Genomic DNA, 16,702 nt, shown 5'->3' on the forward strand with positions numbered 1-16,702 from the left:
TATCCGGACATCACGCCGCTGACCTGCTGGTTGCGGCGTCCGACACTCTACGGGCTGGCGCCGCCGGTGCTCCAACTCGTCCGCCGTGGCCGGGCGTCCGGCGCCCGGTCTGTCGTGTTCTTCCCCTCTACCCACCCGTAGCGCGTTCTGGCAGGCTGCGGCCATGTCCCGGTACACGTGCGACGCGGTGGATGACCGGGCCCGGCTGGACCGGGCCACCGCCCTGCTCGACGCGCCGCTGGCCGTCGTGGATCTCGCGGCCTTCGACGCGAACGCTGCCGATCTGGTGCGGCGGGCCCAGGGCAAGCCGGTGCGGGTGGCGAGCAAGTCGGTGCGCTGCCGGGCGCTGCTGGAGCGGGCGCTGGCGCGGGACGGCTTCGCGGGGGTCATGGGTTTCACGCTGGCGGAGTCGCTGTGGCTGGCCCGGTCGGGGTTCGAGGACGTCCTGCTGGCGTATCCGTCGGCGGACCGGGCGGGCTTCGCGGAGCTGACGGCGGATCCGAAGCCGGCGGCCTCGGTGGCGGTGATGGTCGACGACGTGGCGCAGCTGGACCTGATCGATGCCGCGCGTCCGGCGGGTGGCGGCGAGGAGATCCGGGTGTGCCTGGAGTGGGACACCGCCTTCCGGCCGCTGGGCGGGCGGGTGCGGGTCGGTGCGCGGCGGTCGCCGCTGAGCCGCCCGGAGCAGGTGGCCGCGCTGGCCCGCGCGGTGACGCGCCGTCCGGGGTTCCGGGTGGTGGGGCTGATGGCGTACGAGGGGCATGTGGCGGGTGTGGGTGACGAGGTCGCCGGGCAGCCGCTGCGGTCCCGGGCCGTGCGGGCGATGCAGACCGCGGCGCGCCGTGACCTGGCGCGGCGGCGGTGGGAGGTGGTGAGCGCGGTACGGGCCGAGGCGCCGGACCTGGAGTTCGTCAACGGCGGCGGTACGGGCAGTGTGCAGCACACGGCAGCGGAGGCCGCGGTGACGGAGGTGGCGGCCGGGTCGGGCCTGTATGTGCCGCGGCTGTTCGACAACTACCGGTCGTTCACGGGCCGTCCGGCGGCGGTGTTCGCGCTGCCGGTGGTGCGGCGGCCCGGTGAGGGCGTGGTGACGGTGCTGGGCGGCGGCTATCCGGCGTCGGGCGTCGCGGGCCCGGACCGGTCGCCGGTGCCGTATCTGCCCGCGGGGCTGCGCTACGACCCGCAGGAGGAGGCCGGGGAGGTGCAGACGCCGCTGCTGGGGGCGGCCGCGGACGGGCTGCGGCCCGGCGACAAGGTGTGGTTCCGGCACGCCAAGGCCGGTGAGCTGTGCGAACGCTTCGCGGAGCTGCACCTGGTCGAGGGGGACCGGGTGGTGGAGACGGTGCCGACGTACCGCGGGGAGGGCCGCACCTTCCTGTAGGTACGGCCCTCCCCGCGTGCCGGGTCAGGCGTGGATGCGGTCCTTCTGGTCGGGGACGACCGTGCCGTCGGGGCGGCGGACCGAGCCGAGGCCGCCGTCGGTGTTGGTGTAGCCCTTGGTGGCACAGGGGTACGTGCCGGACTTACGGGGCAGCGGCTCGATGAACATGGGGTTGACCACCCAGCGGCCGTCGGCGTTGTCGTAGCCGCGGCACATCAGTTCCGGCTGGTTGCGGTTGATGGCCAGGTGCACGCCGGTCGCGTCGTTGACGAAGGTGACGTCGGTGTTGGCGTCGCCGCCGCCGAGCGCGATGCGGTGCGCGGGGTCCTGGAACCGCCACGCCTCGGCGCCCTTGATCTTGAAGATCTCCTGGTTGATCAGGCAGCGCTTGCCGTCCATGTACGGCAGGACCTCGCCGTGGCCGTCCTTGACGTCGCCGCAGCCGCGGATGCCGGTGGTGAACTTGCCGTTCTTCATCAGGCTGCGGACGCCGATGGTGTGCGCGCGGTCGATGCCGACGCCGCCGGACCACGCCTCGGCGACGGTCTCCGAGGAGGCGGAGACGATGTAGACCTCGAAGCCGGCCGCCTTGAGGGTGCGGATCAGGTCCTTCTGCTGGTCGTAGTAGCGGACGTAGCCGGCCAGCTGGTGGGTGCCGACGGTCTGCTTCGCGCCGATGGGCGCGGCGAGGACCTCGGCGCGGGCCTGCCGGGTGTACGAGGTGAGCTGGGCCGGGGTCAGGCCGGCGAACAGCTGCGGGACCCAGGCGTAATCGGGCTTGGTGCGGCGGTGGTTCCACTCGCCCGCGAAGGCGGCCTTGCCGTCCATGGTGCGGGCCGTGCCGCGGATCTCCATGATCTCGTCGGCGCAGGCGGCGTTCTTGGAGGTGCGCAGCGGGCGTCCGGCGGGTACGGAGGTGCCGCACGCCTTGGTCAGGGCGCGGGCGGCGGCCGTGGTCATCCAGGGGCTGGTGGCCTTCCAGCTCTTGGGGCGCAGGATCTTGTCGTGCTTGAGGGACCAGGCGAGCGTGGCGTCGGTGATGTCGTTCTTGACGACGGTGTTGTCCCAGTCGAAGGCGGCGACGGGGCGGCCCTCGGGGCCCGGCTTCGGGTGCGAGCAGGTGCCGCGCTCGTCGATCATGCGCTGGATCTTGGCGCGGTTGTTCCCGTACCACTTGATGTGCTTGGAGAGCTGCGGACAGCTCGTACGCTCCGGGGCCTTCGCGGGGTGCGCGGGCGCGGCGACCGCGGGTCCGGTGGCCGCGAGGGTGGTGACGGTCGCGGCGGCGGCGAGTCCCAGGGCGAGGGCGTGTCTGGTGCGCATGGTTCTCCGGTGATTGGGGCGGAATGTCGGCATTGACGTTCCTGCGTGCATGAGCACACCGGGACCGGCACGCCGGGGCGCCGGTCCCGGTGGTGATCTTCGGACTGTATCCGCGAAGAAGGCTGTGGCCTACACGGGTGTGACGTACGCCCCTGCGATTCCGCCGTCCACCAGGAACTCCGCGGCGTTCACGAAGGACGCGTCGTCGCTGGCGAGGAAGGCGACGGCCGCGGCGATCTCCTCCGGCTCGGCGAACCGGCCGACCGGGACGTGCACCAGGCGGCGCGCGGCCCGCTCCGGGTCCTTGGCGAACAGTTCCTTCAGCAGCGGCGTGTTCACCGGCCCCGGGCACAGCGCGTTCACCCGGATGCCCTCGCGGGCGAACTGCACGCCCAGCTCGCGGGACATCGACAGCACGCCGCCCTTGGAGGCGGTGTAGCTGATCTGCGAGGTGGCGGCGCCCATCACGGCCACGAAGGACGCCGTGTTGATGATGGAGCCCCTGCCCTGGCGCTGCATGTACGGCAGCGCGTGCTTGCAGCACAGGTAGACGGAGGTGAGGTTGACCTCCTGGACGCGCTTCCAGGCGTCCAGCCCGGTGGTGAGGATCGAGTCGTCGTCGGCGGGCGAGATACCGGCGTTGTTGAAGGCCACGTCGACCGAGCCGTACGTGTCGTACGCGGCCTTGAACAGCGCCTCGACCTGGTCGGAGTCGGTCACGTCCACCTGGACGAAGGTGCCGCCGACCTCCTCGGCGGCGGCCTTGCCGGCCTTCTCGTCGATGTCGGCGCAGACCACGTTCGCGCCCTCGGAGACCAGCCGGCGGGCGGTGGCCAGGCCGATGCCGCTGCCGGCTCCGGTGATGACGGCGGTGCGGCCGACGAGCCGGCGGCACACGGGGGTCGCGCTGCCTTCGGTGGCCGCGGCGGTCTGGTCGGTCACTTAGCTCTCCTCGGTGCTGATGAAGATGTTCTTGGTCTCGGTGAAGGCGGCGAGCGCGCCGGGGCCCAGTTCCCGGCCGAGGCCGGACTGCTTGTAGCCGCCGAACGGGGTCCAGTAGCGGACGCTGCTGTGGGAGTTGACGGAGAGGTTGCCCGCGGCGACGGCGCCGGAGACGCGCAGGGCGCGGCCCACGTCACGGGTCCAGATGGAGCCGGACAGGCCGTAGTCGGTGGCGTTGGCGAGCCGTACGGCGTCGGCCTCGTCCTCGAAGGGGATGGCGACGGCGACCGGGCCGAAGATCTCCTCGACGGCGGTACGGTCGTCCGGCCGGCCTTCCAGGACGGTGGCCGGGTACCAGAAGCCCTTGCCCTCGGGCACCTCGCCGCGGATGGCGGCCGGGGCGTCCTCGGGGACGTAGGACCGTACGCGTTCGCGCTGGGCGGCGGAGATCAGCGGGCCCATCTGCGTCGCCGGGTCGGCGGGGTCGCCCGCGACGTACGCCTTCACGGCGGGCTCCAGCAGCTCCATGAAGCGGTCGTAGACCGAGCGCTGGACCAGGATGCGGCTGCGGGCGCAGCAGTCCTGGCCGGTGTTGTCGAGGAAGGAGCCGGGCGTCGCGGCCGCCGCCCGCTCGATGTCGGCGTCGGCGAAGACGATGTTGGGGCTCTTGCCGCCGAGTTCGAGGGTGAGGCGCTTGGTCTGCGCGGCGCACCGGGCGGCGATGTGGCGGCCGGTGGCGGTGGAGCCGGTGAAGACGACCTTGGCGACGCCGGGGTGTTCGACGAGGGCGTTGCCGGTCACCGCGCCTTCGCCCGGCAGGACCTGGAACAGGCCCTCGGGCAGGCCCGCCGCGAGCCCGTACTCGGCGAGGCGCAGGGCGGTGAGCGGGGTGGTCTCGGCGGGCTTGAGGAGGACGGCGTTGCCGGCCGCGAGCGCGGGGGCGGTGCCCCAGGCGGCGATCGGCATCGGGAAGTTCCAGGGCGCGATGACGGCGACGACGCCCAGCGGCTCCTGGACGGTGATGTTCAGGCCGCCCGCGACGGGGATCTGGGTGCCGGTCAGCCGCTCCACTCCCCCGGCGGCGTAGTGCAGCAGGTCGACGACGTTGTTCGCCTCCCACCGGGCGTTGCCCAGGGGGTGACCCGCCTCGGCCAGCTCCAGCCGGGCCAGCGACTCGGTGTTCTCCTCGACGACGACGGCGAACCGCCGCAGGACGCGGGCCCGGTCGCCGGGCGGCAGCGCGGCCCACTTCTCCTGTGCCGCGGCGGCCCGGCGGACCGCGGTGTCCACCTCGGCGGGGGTGGTGACGGGGACGACGGCTTCCTGTTCCTCGGTCACCGGGTTGATGATGCGCAGCTCTTGCAACACGTCGCAGCTTTCCTTACATGCGCTCGAAGGAGCGGAAGCGCTCCCAGTCCGTGACGGCGGCGTCGTACGCGTCCTGTTCGACGCGGGCCATGTGGAGGTAGTGCTCGACGACCTCGTCGCCGAACGCCTCGCGGGCGATGGGGCTGGCCTCCCACAGGGCGGCGGCCTCGCGCAGGGTGGCGGGCACGTGCTCGGCGTCGCCGGTGTAGGCGTTGCCGGTACACGCCTCGGGGAGTTCCAGCTCGTGCTCTATGCCGTACAGCCCTGCCGCGACCATGGCGGCGACCGCGAGGTACGGGTTGACGTCGCCGCCGGGCAGGCGGTTCTCCAGGCGGTGGCCGTGGCCGTGGCCGATGACGCGCAGGGCGCAGGTGCGGTTGTCCGGGCCCCAGGCGACGGCGGTGGGGGCGAAGGAGCCGGGCCGGAAGCGCTTGTAGGAGTTGATGTTGGGGGCGTAGAAGAGCGTGAAGTCGCGCAGGGCGGCGAGCTGTCCGGCCAGGAAGTGCCGCATGACCGTCGACATGCCGTGCGGGCCGGAGTCGTCGGCCATCACGGGCTGCCCGGCCTCGTCGCGCAGCGAGAGGTGGATGTGGCAGGAGTTGCCCTCGCGCTCGTCGTACTTGGCCATGAAGGTGAGCGCCATGCCCTCCTGGGCTGCGATCTCCTTGGCGCCGGTCTTGTAGACGGAGTGCTGGTCGCAGGTGGTCAGCGCCTCGTCGTAGCGGAAGGCGATCTCGTGCTGGCCGAGGTTGCACTCCCCCTTGGCGGACTCCACGGTCATTCCGGCGGCGCCCATCTCGTTGCGGATGCGGCGCAGCAGGGGCTCGACGCGGCCGGTGCCGAGGACGGAGTAGTCGGTGTTGTACTGGTTGGCGGGGGTCATACCGCGGTAGCCGCGGTTCCAGGCGTCCTCGTAGGTGTCCCGGAAGACGATGAACTCCAGTTCGGTGCCCGCGTAGGCGCTCCAGCCGCGCTCGGCGAGCCGGTCGAGCTGGCGGCGCAGGATCTGCCGGGGGGAGGCGGCGACCGGCGAGCCGTCGTGCCAGGCGAGGTCGGCGGTGAGCAGGGCGGTTCCGGCGTTCCACGGGGTGCGGCGCAGGGTGGCGGCGTCGCCGTGCATGGCGAAGTCGCCGTAGCCGTGCTCCCAGGAGGACATCGCGTAGCCCTGCACGGTGTTGACGTCGACGTCCACGGCGAGGAGGTAGTTGCAGCCCTCGGTCCCGTGCTCCAGCACCTCGTCGAGGAAGTGACGGGCGGCGAACCGCTTGCCGGTGAGCCTGCCTTGCATGTCGGTGAAGGCGAGGACGACAGTGTCGATCTCCCCGGCGTCGACGAGCCTTCTCAGCTCCTCGACGGAGAGCGGGGGCGTGCGGTCTGCCACGGTGGTGCCTCCTTTCGCTGCATCCGGAGGTCATAAGGTAGGCCCGCGAACCATTGGTTGGGAAGGGGTTCCGGTGGACGGTGCGGACAACGGCGTGTCGGGCGCCGCGGCAGGCGGTCCGGTGAAGGGCCCGGCGGACCGGCTGGCGCCCGTGCTGCGGCCGGTACGGGCGGGCAACGGGTTCGAGGAGGCACTGGAGCAGATACTCCAGGTCGTCCGGCTCGGCCTGGTCCCCGGCGGCGAACGGCTGCCCGCGGAGCGGGAGTTGGCGGAGCGGCTGCAGATCAGCCGGGTGACGCTGCGCGAGGTGCTCAAGGTCCTCCAGGACGAGGGTCTGGTGGAGAGCCGGCGCGGCCGGTACGGCGGCACGTTCGTCACGCCGCGCCGGGTGACCGCGGGCGAGGACGAGCTGCGGCGCCGCGTCGAGAAGGTCGACGTCGAGGACATCCTGCGGTTCCGCGAGGTGCTGGAGGTGGGTGCCGCCGGACTGTGCGCCGCGCACGGCCTGGACGGCGCGCGGGCGCGCCGGCTGCGGGAGGCGCTGACGGCCACCCACGACGCGCCGCTGGCGGAGTACCGGCGGCGGGACACGATGCTGCACCTGACGCTGGCCGAGCTGGCCGGTTCGCCGTCGCTGGCGGCCCAGTACGCCGCGGTGCGGGCGGGCGTGAACGAACTGCTGGACTGCATCCCGCTGCTGGTACGCAACCTGGAGCACTCGCAGGCGCAGCACACCGCCCTGGTCGAGGCGGTGCTGGAGGGGGACGCGGACGGCGCGCGGGAGGTGATGCGCGAGCACTGCGCGGGCACGGCTGCGCTGCTGCGGGGGTTCTTGACGGGCCCGCCGTCGTAACCAGTCTTTTACGCAGGGGGCTTGCGCTCGGCCACACCACGGCGCAAAGGTATGCAGCTGAACCATTACTGCACTTCCCTCCTCACGCACCCCCTCGGCGAGGCAGGAGCGGCTCATGGCCGACAGCACGAATCCCCGTACCGCACCGCCCTCCGCGGCCGGCGCCTCCGCACCGCAGGACGCCTACCTGCAGAAGCGCACCCTGCGGCGCGGCAGCGCGGGCCCGCTCCTGCTCACCGGCCTGGGCGTCGCCTACGTCGTCTCCGGTGACTTCTCCGGCTGGAACAACGGCCTGGCGCAGGGCGGCTTCGGCGGCCTGGCCATCGCCGCGGTCCTGATGGGCCTGATGTACACGTGTCTGGTCTTCGCGCTGGCCGAACTGGCCTCCATCCTGCCGACGGCGGGCGGCGGCTACGGCTTCGCGCGGCGCGCGCTGGGCACCTGGGGCGGCTTCCTGACCGGTACGGCCATCCTCATCGAGTACGTGCTCGCACCTGCCGCGATCTCCATCTTCATCGGCGACTACGTCGAATCCCTCGGCCTGTTCGGGCTGACCTCCAGCTGGCCCGTCCATCTGGCCTGCTTCGTCGTCTTCATCGGCATCCACCTGTGGGGCGTGGGCGAGGCCCTGCGCTTCAGCCTGGCCGTCACCGCCGTCGCGGTCGCCGCGGTCGTCGTCTTCGCGGTCGGCGCGCTCAGCGACTTCCACGTCAGCGCGCTGGACGACATCCCCGTCGACTCCGGCGCGTTCGGCTCCAGTTCCTGGCTGCCGTTCGGCGTCCTCGGCATCTGGGCGGCGTTCCCGTTCGGCATGTGGTTCTTCCTCGGCGTCGAGGGCGTACCGCTGGCCGCCGAGGAGACCAGGGACCCGGCCCGTACGCTGCCGAAGGCGATGGCCGCCGCGATGGGCATCCTGCTGCTGCTCGCGCTGGTCACCTTCGTCGCCGCGACCGGGGCCCGGGGCTCCGCCGCCATCCAGTCCGTGGGCGACCCGCTGGTGCAGGCCCTCCAGCCGCACGGTGAGCCCACCACCGTCTCCCGCATCGTCAACTACGCGGGGCTGGCGGGCCTGGTGGCCTCCTTCTTCTCCCTGATCTTCGCCGGGTCCCGGCAGCTGTTCGCGCTCTCCCGGGCCGGCTACCTGCCCCGCTTCCTGTCCCTCACCAGCCGCCGCAAGGCCCCGTACCTCGCGCTGCTGGTGCCCGGCGCGCTGGGCTTCGCGCTGGCCGCCGCGACCGGCGACGGCGCCCGGATGCTCAACATCGCCGTCTTCGGCGCCACCATCTCCTACGCCCTGATGTCGCTCTCGCACATCGTGCTGCGCCGCCGCGAGCCGCGGCTGCCGCGCCCGTACCGCACCCCCGGCGGCATCCTCACCTCGTCGACCGCCTTCGTCCTGGCCTGCGCCGCGCTGGTGGCGACGTTCCTCGTCGACAAGCAGGCCGCCCTCATGGCCCTCGGCGTCTACGCCGTCGCCCTGGCCTACTTCGCCTTCTGGTCCCGGCACCGGCTCGTCGCGGCGGCCCCGGAGGAGGAGTTCGCGGCACTCGCCGCGGCCGAGGCCGAGCTGGAACGCGGCTGACCGGCGGCCCGCAGCAGCCCATCCCCGTACTCACACCATCCGGAGGACCCGTGCCCACACCCCCGCCCCTCATCGGTGTCACCACCTACGTCGCCGACGACGCCCGCTGGGGCGTCTGGGCCCTGCCCGCCGCGGTGCTCCCGGCCGGCTACCACCGCCTCGTCCAGCGCTGCGGCGGCCTCGCCGCGCTGCTGCCGCCCGGCGACCCCGGCACCGCGGCCGCGGCCGTCGCCCGGCTGGACGGCCTGGTGATCGCGGGCGGCCCGGACGTGGAGCCCGTACGGTACGGGGCCGACGCCGACCCCCGCACCGGTCCCCCGGCGCGCGACCGGGACGCCTGGGAGCTGGCGCTGATCGCGGCCGCGCTGGAGGCGCGCGTACCGCTGCTCGGCATCTGCCGGGGCATGGAGCTGCTGAACGTCGCCCTCGGCGGCACGCTCGTCCAGCACATCGACGGGCACGCGGGGCCCGTCGGCGTCTTCGGCCGCCACGACGTCAAGCCGGTGCCGGACACCCTGCTGGGCGGCATCCTGCCGGAGGCGGTGTCCGTGCCGACGTACCACCACCAGGCCGTGGACCGGCTCGGCAGCGGCCTGCTCCCTTCGGCGTACGCGGCGGACGGCACGGTCGAGGCCCTGGAGCTGCCCGGCGCCGGGCACTTCGTGCTGTCCGTGCAGTGGCATCCGGAGGCCGGGGACGACACCCGGGTGATGGACGCTCTGGTGGGAGCCGCGGGCGGTTCCTGAGACGGCCGCACGGCCACCTGGTCACGGCAGGGCCCGGGTCAGCCCCAGCAGGTGGCGGGCCGGGCCCGCCGGCCGCTGCCCGGACGGCCAGACGGCCCGCAGATCGCGGCCGAAGCCCAGGCCGAGCACGGGGACCTCGACCAGCCGCCGCGCCGCCAGTTCCTCCCGTACGGCCAGTTCGCTCAGCACCGACGGCCCGGCGCCGCTCACCGCCGCTGCCTTGACCGCCGTCGTGGAGGCCAGCTCCAGCAGCGGCGCCGCGAGTCCGCCGTTCCCGGCCAGGGCCGCGTCCAGGACCTGCCGGGTGCCGGAGCCGCGTTCGCGCAGGATCAGCGGGGTCGCGGCCAGCTCGGCCACCGTCAGGTCCGTACGGCGCCGGGCCCAGGGGTGGGCGGGCGCGGCGACCACCACCAGCCGGTCGTGGCCGATGACCGCGCCGTCCAGCCCGGCGGGTATGTCCAGCCCCTCCACGAACCCGAGGTCGGCCTCGCCCGCGAGGAGCCGTTCGGCGACCGCGGCGGAGTTCCCGGCCAGCAGGGACACCGCGGTGTCCGGGCGCTGCGCGCGCAGGGCGATGAGCCAGCCGGGCAGCAGGTACTCGGCGATGGTCATGCTGGCGGCCACCCGCAGCCGCGAGTCCCGGCGCCCCCGCAGCGCCTGCGCGCCCGCGTCGAACGCCTCGGCCGCCTCCACCACCCGCCGCGCCCAGTCCGTGACCAGCGCCCCCGCGTCCGTCAGGCGCGAACCGCGCGGCGAGCGCTCGACGAGGGCCACGCCCAGCTGCTGTTCCATGGAGCGGATGCGGCTGCTGGCGGCGGGCTGGCTGATGCCCCGCTCGCGGGCGGCCCGCCCGAGGCTGCCGAGCCGGGCGACGGCGAGCAGCAGTTCCAGCGCGCCGAGGTCCGGTACGCGGTGCGAGAGCGGGGTCGCGGGGCCCGCGGCGGGGCGTTCGTCGTGCACGCTGGTCATAACCCCACCTTATGTCCTCATAGACACGAGGGTCCTGGTGGGCGGGGGTGCGCGGCACGACCCTGGAGGCATGGCAACCCTGACGCAGTCCCCCGCGCGCACCGGCCCCCGCTCCCCCGCCCGCTCCTCCGGCGCGCCGCCCGCCCTGCGTCACCTCGGTCCCAACTGGTACGCCGCCGTCATGGGCACGGCCATCGTCGCCAACGCCGGCGCGACCCTGCCGCTGCGCTCCGCGGGCCTGCGCGGCGCGTACGTCGCCGTCTGGGCGCTCTCCGGCGTCCTGCTGCTGGTCCTGCTGGCCGCCCGTACCGTCCACTGGGCCCGCCACGCCGACCAGGCGCGACGCCACCTGCTGGACCCGGCGGTGGCGCCGTTCTACGGCTGTCTGGCGATGGCGCTGCTGGCGGTCGGCGGCGGGACGCTCGCCGTCGGCTCCGACGTGCTCGGCGAGCGGGCCGCCGTCGCCGCCGACGCCGTGCTGTGGTGCGCCGGTACGGCGACCGGGCTCGCGGCGGCCGCGGCGGTGCCGTACCTGATGGTGGCGCGGCACCGGATCGAGGCCGGTACCGCGTCCCCGGTGTGGCTCCTGCCGCTGGTCGCGCCGATGGTCTCGGCGGCGCTCGGTCCGGCCCTGGTGCCGCATCTGCCCGCGGGCCAGTGGCAGGAGGCGATGGTGCTCGCCTGCTACGCGCTGTTCGGGATGTCGCTGCTGGCCACGCTGCTGGTGCTGCCGCTGGTGCTGGCCCGGCTGATCCACCACGGTCCGCTGCCGCTCGCGCTGACCCCGACGCTGTTCCTCGTCCTCGGTCCGCTCGGCCAGTCCACGACCGCGGTCAACAACCTCGCCGACGCCGCGCCGGGCGCGGTCGGCGCCGGGTACGCGCGGGCGATGAGCGGCTTCGCGCTGCTGTACGGCGTGCCGGTGATGGGCTTCGCGCTGCTGTGGCTGGCGCTGGCGACGGCGCTGGTCGTACGGGCCTTCCGGCGCGGGATGACGTTCTCGATGACCTGGTGGGGGTTCACCTTCCCGGTCGGTACGTGCGTGACGGGCGCGGCGGGCCTGGCGCGGCACACGGGGCTGACGGCGTTCACCTGGCTCGCGGTGGGGCTGTTCGCGGTCCTGGTGGCGGCCTGGCTGGTGGCCGGGGTCCGTACCGCGCTGGGGCTGGCGCGCGGTCGGCTGCTGATGCCGCCGCCGGCCACTCCGGCCCCGGCCCCGGCCCCGGCTTCCGCTCCGGCTCCGGCTTCCGCTCCGCTCAGCGGGCCGCGTCCAGCGCGGCCCTGAGCACCCCCGGCGCCTCGGCCAACGACGGCCCGTACCACGTCAGATGACGCCCGCTGACCAGCGCGGACGGCAGCCCCGGAAAGGCTTCGGGGCCGTCGTCCGCGGTGAAGCGGTACGGCTCGTCCGGCAGCACCACCAGCTCGGCGCCGCGCGCGTTCAGCTCCCCGACCGGGACGCGCGGGTACCGGTCGGCGTGGTCCGCGTACAGATTGGCCACGCCCAGCCGGGCGAGCAGATCGCCCGCGAACGTGTCCCGGCCCAGCACCATCCAGGGCCGCCGCCAGATCGGCACCACCGCGCCGCGCGCGTCCGCCGCCCCGGCCCGCAGGTCCCGCCAGGCGTCCGCCGCGTCGTCCAGCCAGCCGGGCCTGGGCAGCCCGCAGCCGCGCACCAGGACCCGGTCCAGTTCGCGCAGCGCCTGGTCCAGGTCCCGGATCTCGGTGACCAGGACGTCCAGTCCGGCGGCCCGCAGCGCGCCGAGGTCCGGCGCCCGGTTCTCCTCCTCGTTGGCCAGCACGAGGTCGGGCGCGAGGGCCGCGATCCGGGCGGTGTCCGGGTTCTTGGTGCCGCCGACGCGCGGCACGTCCAGTCCGGCGGGGTGGCTGCACCAGTCGGTGGCGCCGACGAGCAGTTCGGGCGCGGTGGCGGCCACGGCCTCGGTGAGCGAGGGCACGAGGGAGACCACGCGCGGGGTGCTGCGGTGACCGGTCGTCATCGCCCCACCGTACGCGGGCAACGCGGGGCCCGATGCGAAAAGCCCTGCCCCCGGCCGGACGGCCGGGGGCAGGGCTCGGGGCGCTCAGCGCCTCACTTCACGGGCGCCATCTTGTCGACGATGCCCGGGTGGGCGTCGATCCACTTCTCGACGCCGTCGTTCTCGTGGCCCTTGCCGGCGTCCTGGATGTCCTTCTCCAGGCTGCCCAGCTCGTCGGGGGTCATCTTCCAGTTCTTCAGCCAGCCGTTGAACTCCGGGAACTTCTCCGGGAAGCTCTTGTGGCCCAGCGACTTGATCTGGTTGTTGTCGCCCCAGGTGTGCTTCGGGTCGGCGAGCTTGGTCAGGTCGTACTTGCTGTACGCCCAGTGCGGCGACCAGAGCACGACGGCGACCGGCTCCTTCTTGGCGTAGGCGCGGTCCAGCTCGGCCAGCATGGAGCTGGTGCCGGCCTCGGTGACCTGGAAGTCCTGGAGGCCGTACGCGGGTGCGACGGTGCTCTTCAGGCGCTTCATCTCACCGGTGCCCGGCTCGATCCCGATGATCTTGCCCTTGAACTCGTCCTGGTGCTCGCGCAGGTCGTCCAGCGTCTTGACGCCCTTGACGTAGGACGGCACCGCGATCTCCAGCGACGTCTTGTCGTACCACGCGCCGATATCGACGAGATCGTTCTTGTACTGGTCCCAGTACTGCTTCTGCGCGACCGGCAGCCAGCCGTCGAACTCGACGTCGATCTGCCCGCTGGACAGGCCGGTCCACATCGGGCCGACGTCCAGGTTGCGGATGTTCGGCTTGTAGCCGCGCTTCTCCAGGACGTTCTTCCACAGGTACGTGGTGGCGATGCCCTCGTCCCACGCCGGGTAGCCGATGTTCGGCGCCGCACCGGCGTCCTTGCCCTTGGCGTACGAGGCGTTCGCCGACGGGGCGAGCTTGTCGACCAGGCCCGGGTTCTTCTTCAGCCAGGTGCGCACGCCGTCCTGCTCGTGGCCCTCGCCGGCGCTCTTGACGTCGTTCTCCAGGCTGGTGAGCTGCTTCTCGTCCAGGTGGAAGTTCTTCATCCACTTGGCGACCTCGGGCTCGTCCTTGGCGAAGCCCTTGCGGCCGAGCAGGTGCAGGCTGTCACCGGAGCCGAAGGAGCCCTTGGTGTCCTTGAGCTTGGTCAGGCCGTACTTGTCGTACGCCCAGTGCGGCGACCACAGCGTGACGGCGATCGGCTTCTTCGCCGCGTACGCGCGGTCCAGCTCGGTGAGCATGGAGGCGGTGCTGGACTCGGCGACCTTGTACTCGCCCTCCAGGCCGTAGTCCTTGAGGACCTTGTCCTTGAGGATCTTCATCTCGCCGGCGCCCGGCTCGATGCCGGTGATCTTGCCGCCGAACTCCCCGGCCCTGCCCTTGAGGTCGTCGAGGGTCTTGACGTCCTTCATGTACGACGGGACCGCGATCTCCAGCGACGTCTTGTCGTACCAGGCGCCGAGGTCCTCCAGCTTGTCCTTGTACTTCTTGTAGTACTCGGCGTGCGTGGTGGGCAGCCAGGCGTTGGTCTGCACGTCGATGTCGCCGCGGGCCTGCCCGGTGAACAGCGCGCCGGCCTCCAGGGCCTGCGCCTTCGGCTTGAAGCCGCGCTGTTCGAGGATTTCCTTCCACAGGTACGTGGTGGACTTGCCCTCGTCCCAGTTGACGTACCCGAGGGTGATCGGGCGGCCGCCGCCGTCGGTCTTCGCGCCTTCCTTGCCGAAGACGTTCAGACCGCCCGCGACCAGCGCGAGGACGACCACGCCGACCATCGCGACGGAGGTACCGGGCTTCCAGTACAGGAACTTCAGACCGCCCAGCGCCGCCTGCGCCTTGGCCAGCGCGCGGCGGCCCAGCGGCGAGACCCGCTCGTTGAGGGCGCCGGTCATCCGGTCCAGGTACATGGCGAGGATGACGACGGCGAGACCGGCCTCGAAGCCCAGGGCCACGTTCACGGAGCTGACCGCGTTGTAGACGGACGAGCCGAGCCCCTCGGCGCCGACCATGCCGGCGATGACGACCATGGACAGCGCCAGCATGATGACCTGGTTGATACCGGCCATGATCGTGGGCAGCGCCAGCGGCAGCTGCACGCGGAAGAGGGTGCGGCGCGGGTGGGTGCCGAACGCCTCCGCCGCCTCGACCAGCTCGCCGTCGACCTGGCGGATGCCCAGCTCGGTCATGCGGACGGCGGGCGGCATGGAGAAGATGACGGTCGCCACCATGCCGGGCATCACGCCGATGCCGAAGAAGAGGATGCCGGGGATCAGGTAGACCATCGCGGGCATCGTCTGCATCAGGTCCAGGACCGGGCGCAGCACACCGCTGACGACGCGGTTGCGGGCCGCCCAGATGCCGAGCGGCACCGCCACGACGATGGTGATGATGCAGGCCACCAGCACCAGCGACAGGGACTGCATGGTGGCTTCCCACTGCTGGATCGAGTCGATCAGCGCGAAGCCCACGAAGGTGGCGACCGCGGCCGGCAGACCGCGCAGCCACCAGGCGAGCACCGCGAAGATGCCCATCAGCAGGAACGGCTGCGGGGCGGTGAGGACCGCCTCGATGCCGTTGTACATGGCCGTCAGGACGTGGGAGACGAAGTCGAAGAGCCACGTGAGGTGGTGGCGCAGCCATTCGACACAGGTGTTGGCCCAGGAGCCGACATCGATCCTAGGCATCGGCGGTCACCTTGTCCCCGGGCTTGCGGGACCCGGCCGGAGCCTTGGCGGCCTCCGCCTTCCCGGCGTCTTCGGTCTTCTTCGCCGTCCCGGCGTCCGCGTCCTGCTGCCCGTTCTCGCCGAGCACAGTCAGCAGCCGCTGTACCGGCACCGCGCCGACCAGCTCGCCGTCCGTGCCGGTCACGGCGACCGGCACGCCGCCGGCCGCGCAGGGCGCGAACAGCTCCGCGACGGGCGTGTCCCGGTGGACCTTGGCGGGTGTGGCGGCCAGGAAGTCCGCGGCCGTGCGTATCTCCTCGCCGCTGTCCGTCGTGGAGCCCAGCACCTGCTCGGTGTCGACCATGATGGCCCCGGCGGTGAGCACCCGGGAGCGGTCGACGTCCTGGATGAAGGAGGCGACGTAGTCGTTGGCGGGGGTGAGGAGGATGTCCTCGGCGCTGCCGATCTGCACGATCCGGCCGTCGCGCATGACGGCGATCCGGTCGCCGAGGCGCATGGCCTCGTTCAGGTCGTGGGTGATGAAGACGATGGTCTTCTTCAGCGTCTTCTGGAGCTCCAGGAGCTGATCCTGCATGTCGCGGCGGATCAGCGGGTCCAGCGCGCTGAAGGACTCGTCCATCAGCAGCAGGTCGGCGTCGGTGGCCAGCGCGCGGGCGAGCCCGACGCGCTGCTGCATGCCGCCGGACAGCTCGTCCGGCCAGGACTTCTCCCAGCCCTTGAGGCCGGCGAGGTGCAGCGCCTCGGTGGCGCGCTCCTGGCGCTCCGCGCGCGGTACGCCCTGCACCTCCAGCCCGTACGCGGCGTTCTCCAGCACGCTGCGGTGCGGGAAGAGCGCAAAGTGCTGGAAGACCATGGAGATCTTCTCGGAGCGGACTTTGCGCAGTTCCTTGTCGCTGATCGACGTCAGGTCCTGACCGTCGAACCGGACGCTTCCGGACGTCGGCTCCAGCAGCCCGTTGAGGGTCCGCAGCAGCGTGGACTTACCGGATCCGGACAGACCCATGACGACGAAAATCTGACCCTCGTCCACGGAGAACGACGCGTCGATCACCGCGGCGGTCGTGCCGTCGGCCCGCAGCTCGTCGCGGCTCGCGCCGTCTTCGAGCCGCCGCACCGCGTCCTCGGGTCGTCTTCCGAACACCTTGTACACGTGCTCGGCTTGCAGCCTGGCCACATACACCTCTCGAGTTGACTGTGTACGACCCGACTCCCCCGTCGGCGGGTCGTGGCGCGGTACGGGTCGGGCCCGCCGTTAACCGGTGGAAATGTTGAAAATCCACCGGGTCCGCTCCGGCCGCGCGCCTGCCCCCTTTCGAAAATGACAAACTCTTTAGTGACCCAGTTCACATCAAGGCCGCTTATGGCTCCGCTCCCTGCCCCGCGCGCGGACACCGGGCGACGGCACCGGCGGCACGGCATCGCGGGCGCTCCCCCGCGGGCACGGCACCGGCGGCACGCCACCGCGGG

General features: G+C 72.5%; 13 protein-coding genes. 5 read left to right on the plus strand and 8 right to left on the minus strand.

Annotated elements, in window-relative coordinates; translation table 11 throughout:
- The first annotated feature begins 163 nt into the window (after nucleotides 1-163).
- On the plus strand, nucleotides 164-1,381 hold the full coding sequence (locus A6A06_RS36835) for an amino acid deaminase/aldolase (RefSeq protein ID WP_073767864.1): 1,218 nt from the start codon (nucleotides 164-166) through the stop codon (nucleotides 1,379-1,381).
- A 24-nt stretch (nucleotides 1,382-1,405) separates the two neighbouring features.
- On the opposite strand, the gene A6A06_RS36840 is transcribed toward A6A06_RS36835, so the two are convergent.
- From A6A06_RS36840 to A6A06_RS36855, 4 genes are all read right to left on the minus strand, one after another.
- Complete coding sequence (locus tag A6A06_RS36840; RefSeq protein ID WP_073767866.1) at nucleotides 1,406-2,704, minus strand: hypothetical protein; 1,299 nt, start codon at nucleotides 2,702-2,704, stop codon at nucleotides 1,406-1,408.
- 129 nt (nucleotides 2,705-2,833) lie between these two features.
- Nucleotides 2,834-3,646: a 3-oxoacyl-ACP reductase gene (locus A6A06_RS36845; protein ID WP_073767868.1), complete on the minus strand. Its 813-nt coding sequence runs from the start codon at nucleotides 3,644-3,646 to the stop codon at nucleotides 2,834-2,836.
- Nucleotides 3,647-5,014 (minus strand): aldehyde dehydrogenase family protein, encoded by a 1,368-nt coding sequence (locus A6A06_RS36850; protein WP_073767870.1) that lies wholly within the window; start codon nucleotides 5,012-5,014, stop codon nucleotides 3,647-3,649.
- A gap of 13 nt (nucleotides 5,015-5,027) precedes the next feature.
- A complete protein-coding gene (locus tag A6A06_RS36855) occupies nucleotides 5,028-6,395 on the minus strand; it encodes a glutamine synthetase family protein (RefSeq protein ID WP_073767872.1) in 1,368 nt (455 codons plus the stop codon).
- A 121-nt stretch (nucleotides 6,396-6,516) separates the two neighbouring features.
- On the opposite strand from A6A06_RS36855, the gene A6A06_RS36860 reads away from it, so the two are divergent.
- The 3 genes from A6A06_RS36860 to A6A06_RS36870 all read left to right on the plus strand — a co-directional run bounded on the left by A6A06_RS36860 (nucleotide 6,517) and on the right by A6A06_RS36870 (nucleotide 9,576).
- On the plus strand, nucleotides 6,517-7,248 hold the full coding sequence (locus A6A06_RS36860) for a FadR/GntR family transcriptional regulator (protein ID WP_073768365.1): 732 nt from the start codon (nucleotides 6,517-6,519) through the stop codon (nucleotides 7,246-7,248).
- Between the two features lie 115 nt (nucleotides 7,249-7,363).
- A complete protein-coding gene (gene eat, locus A6A06_RS36865) occupies nucleotides 7,364-8,830 on the plus strand; it encodes an ethanolamine permease (protein WP_073767874.1) in 1,467 nt (488 codons plus the stop codon).
- Between the two features lie 50 nt (nucleotides 8,831-8,880).
- The gene (locus A6A06_RS36870; protein WP_073767876.1) at nucleotides 8,881-9,576 is read left to right on the plus strand and encodes a gamma-glutamyl-gamma-aminobutyrate hydrolase family protein; all 696 of its coding nucleotides are present in this window, start codon (nucleotides 8,881-8,883) and stop codon (nucleotides 9,574-9,576) included.
- Between the two features lie 21 nt (nucleotides 9,577-9,597).
- Here A6A06_RS36870 and A6A06_RS36875 read toward each other — a convergent pair whose 3' ends face one another.
- Complete coding sequence (locus A6A06_RS36875; RefSeq protein WP_073767878.1) at nucleotides 9,598-10,545, minus strand: LysR family transcriptional regulator; 948 nt, start codon at nucleotides 10,543-10,545, stop codon at nucleotides 9,598-9,600.
- Between the two features lie 70 nt (nucleotides 10,546-10,615).
- On the opposite strand from A6A06_RS36875, the gene A6A06_RS36880 reads away from it, so the two are divergent.
- Nucleotides 10,616-11,830, plus strand: a complete 1,215-nt coding sequence (locus A6A06_RS36880) for a TDT family transporter (RefSeq protein ID WP_199931392.1) — start codon at nucleotides 10,616-10,618, stop codon at nucleotides 11,828-11,830.
- Here the strand turns inward: A6A06_RS36880 and A6A06_RS36885 are convergent.
- From A6A06_RS36885 to A6A06_RS36895, 3 genes are all read right to left on the minus strand, one after another.
- Complete coding sequence (locus A6A06_RS36885; RefSeq protein WP_073767880.1) at nucleotides 11,802-12,545, minus strand: helical backbone metal receptor; 744 nt, start codon at nucleotides 12,543-12,545, stop codon at nucleotides 11,802-11,804. The two genes, A6A06_RS36880 and A6A06_RS36885, sit on opposite strands and share 29 nt — an antisense overlap.
- 92 nt (nucleotides 12,546-12,637) lie before the next feature.
- Nucleotides 12,638-15,235: an ABC transporter permease/substrate binding protein gene (locus A6A06_RS36890; protein WP_073767882.1), complete on the minus strand. Its 2,598-nt coding sequence runs from the start codon at nucleotides 15,233-15,235 to the stop codon at nucleotides 12,638-12,640.
- Nucleotides 15,228-16,409, minus strand: coding sequence for a quaternary amine ABC transporter ATP-binding protein (locus A6A06_RS36895; RefSeq protein ID WP_073767884.1), 1,182 nt, complete (start codon nucleotides 16,407-16,409; stop codon nucleotides 15,228-15,230). Before A6A06_RS36895 ends, A6A06_RS36890 begins: the two co-directional genes overlap by 8 nt.
- Between the last annotated feature and the right edge of the window lie 293 nt (nucleotides 16,410-16,702).

The sequence above is a fragment of the Streptomyces sp. CB02923 genome (assembly GCF_001905005.1).
Lineage (GTDB): Bacteria > Actinomycetota > Actinomycetes > Streptomycetales > Streptomycetaceae > Streptomyces.

What these genes read in the sequence shown, in the direction of transcription:
- A6A06_RS36880 (WP_199931392.1), top strand. Translation starts at nt 10,616, where the DNA reads ATGGCAACCCTGACGCAGTCCCCCGCGCGCACCGGCCCCCGCTCCCCC.
- eat (WP_073767874.1), top strand. Translation starts at nt 7,364, where the DNA reads ATGGCCGACAGCACGAATCCCCGTACCGCACCGCCCTCCGCGGCCGGC.
- A6A06_RS36885 (WP_073767880.1), bottom strand. Translation starts at nt 12,545, where the DNA reads ATGACGACCGGTCACCGCAGCACCCCGCGCGTGGTCTCCCTCGTGCCC.
- A6A06_RS36835 (WP_073767864.1), top strand. Translation starts at nt 164, where the DNA reads ATGTCCCGGTACACGTGCGACGCGGTGGATGACCGGGCCCGGCTGGAC.
- A6A06_RS36875 (WP_073767878.1), bottom strand. Translation starts at nt 10,545, where the DNA reads ATGACCAGCGTGCACGACGAACGCCCCGCCGCGGGCCCCGCGACCCCG.
- A6A06_RS36840 (WP_073767866.1), bottom strand. Translation starts at nt 2,704, where the DNA reads ATGCGCACCAGACACGCCCTCGCCCTGGGACTCGCCGCCGCCGCGACC.
- A6A06_RS36890 (WP_073767882.1), bottom strand. Translation starts at nt 15,235, where the DNA reads ATGCCTAGGATCGATGTCGGCTCCTGGGCCAACACCTGTGTCGAATGG.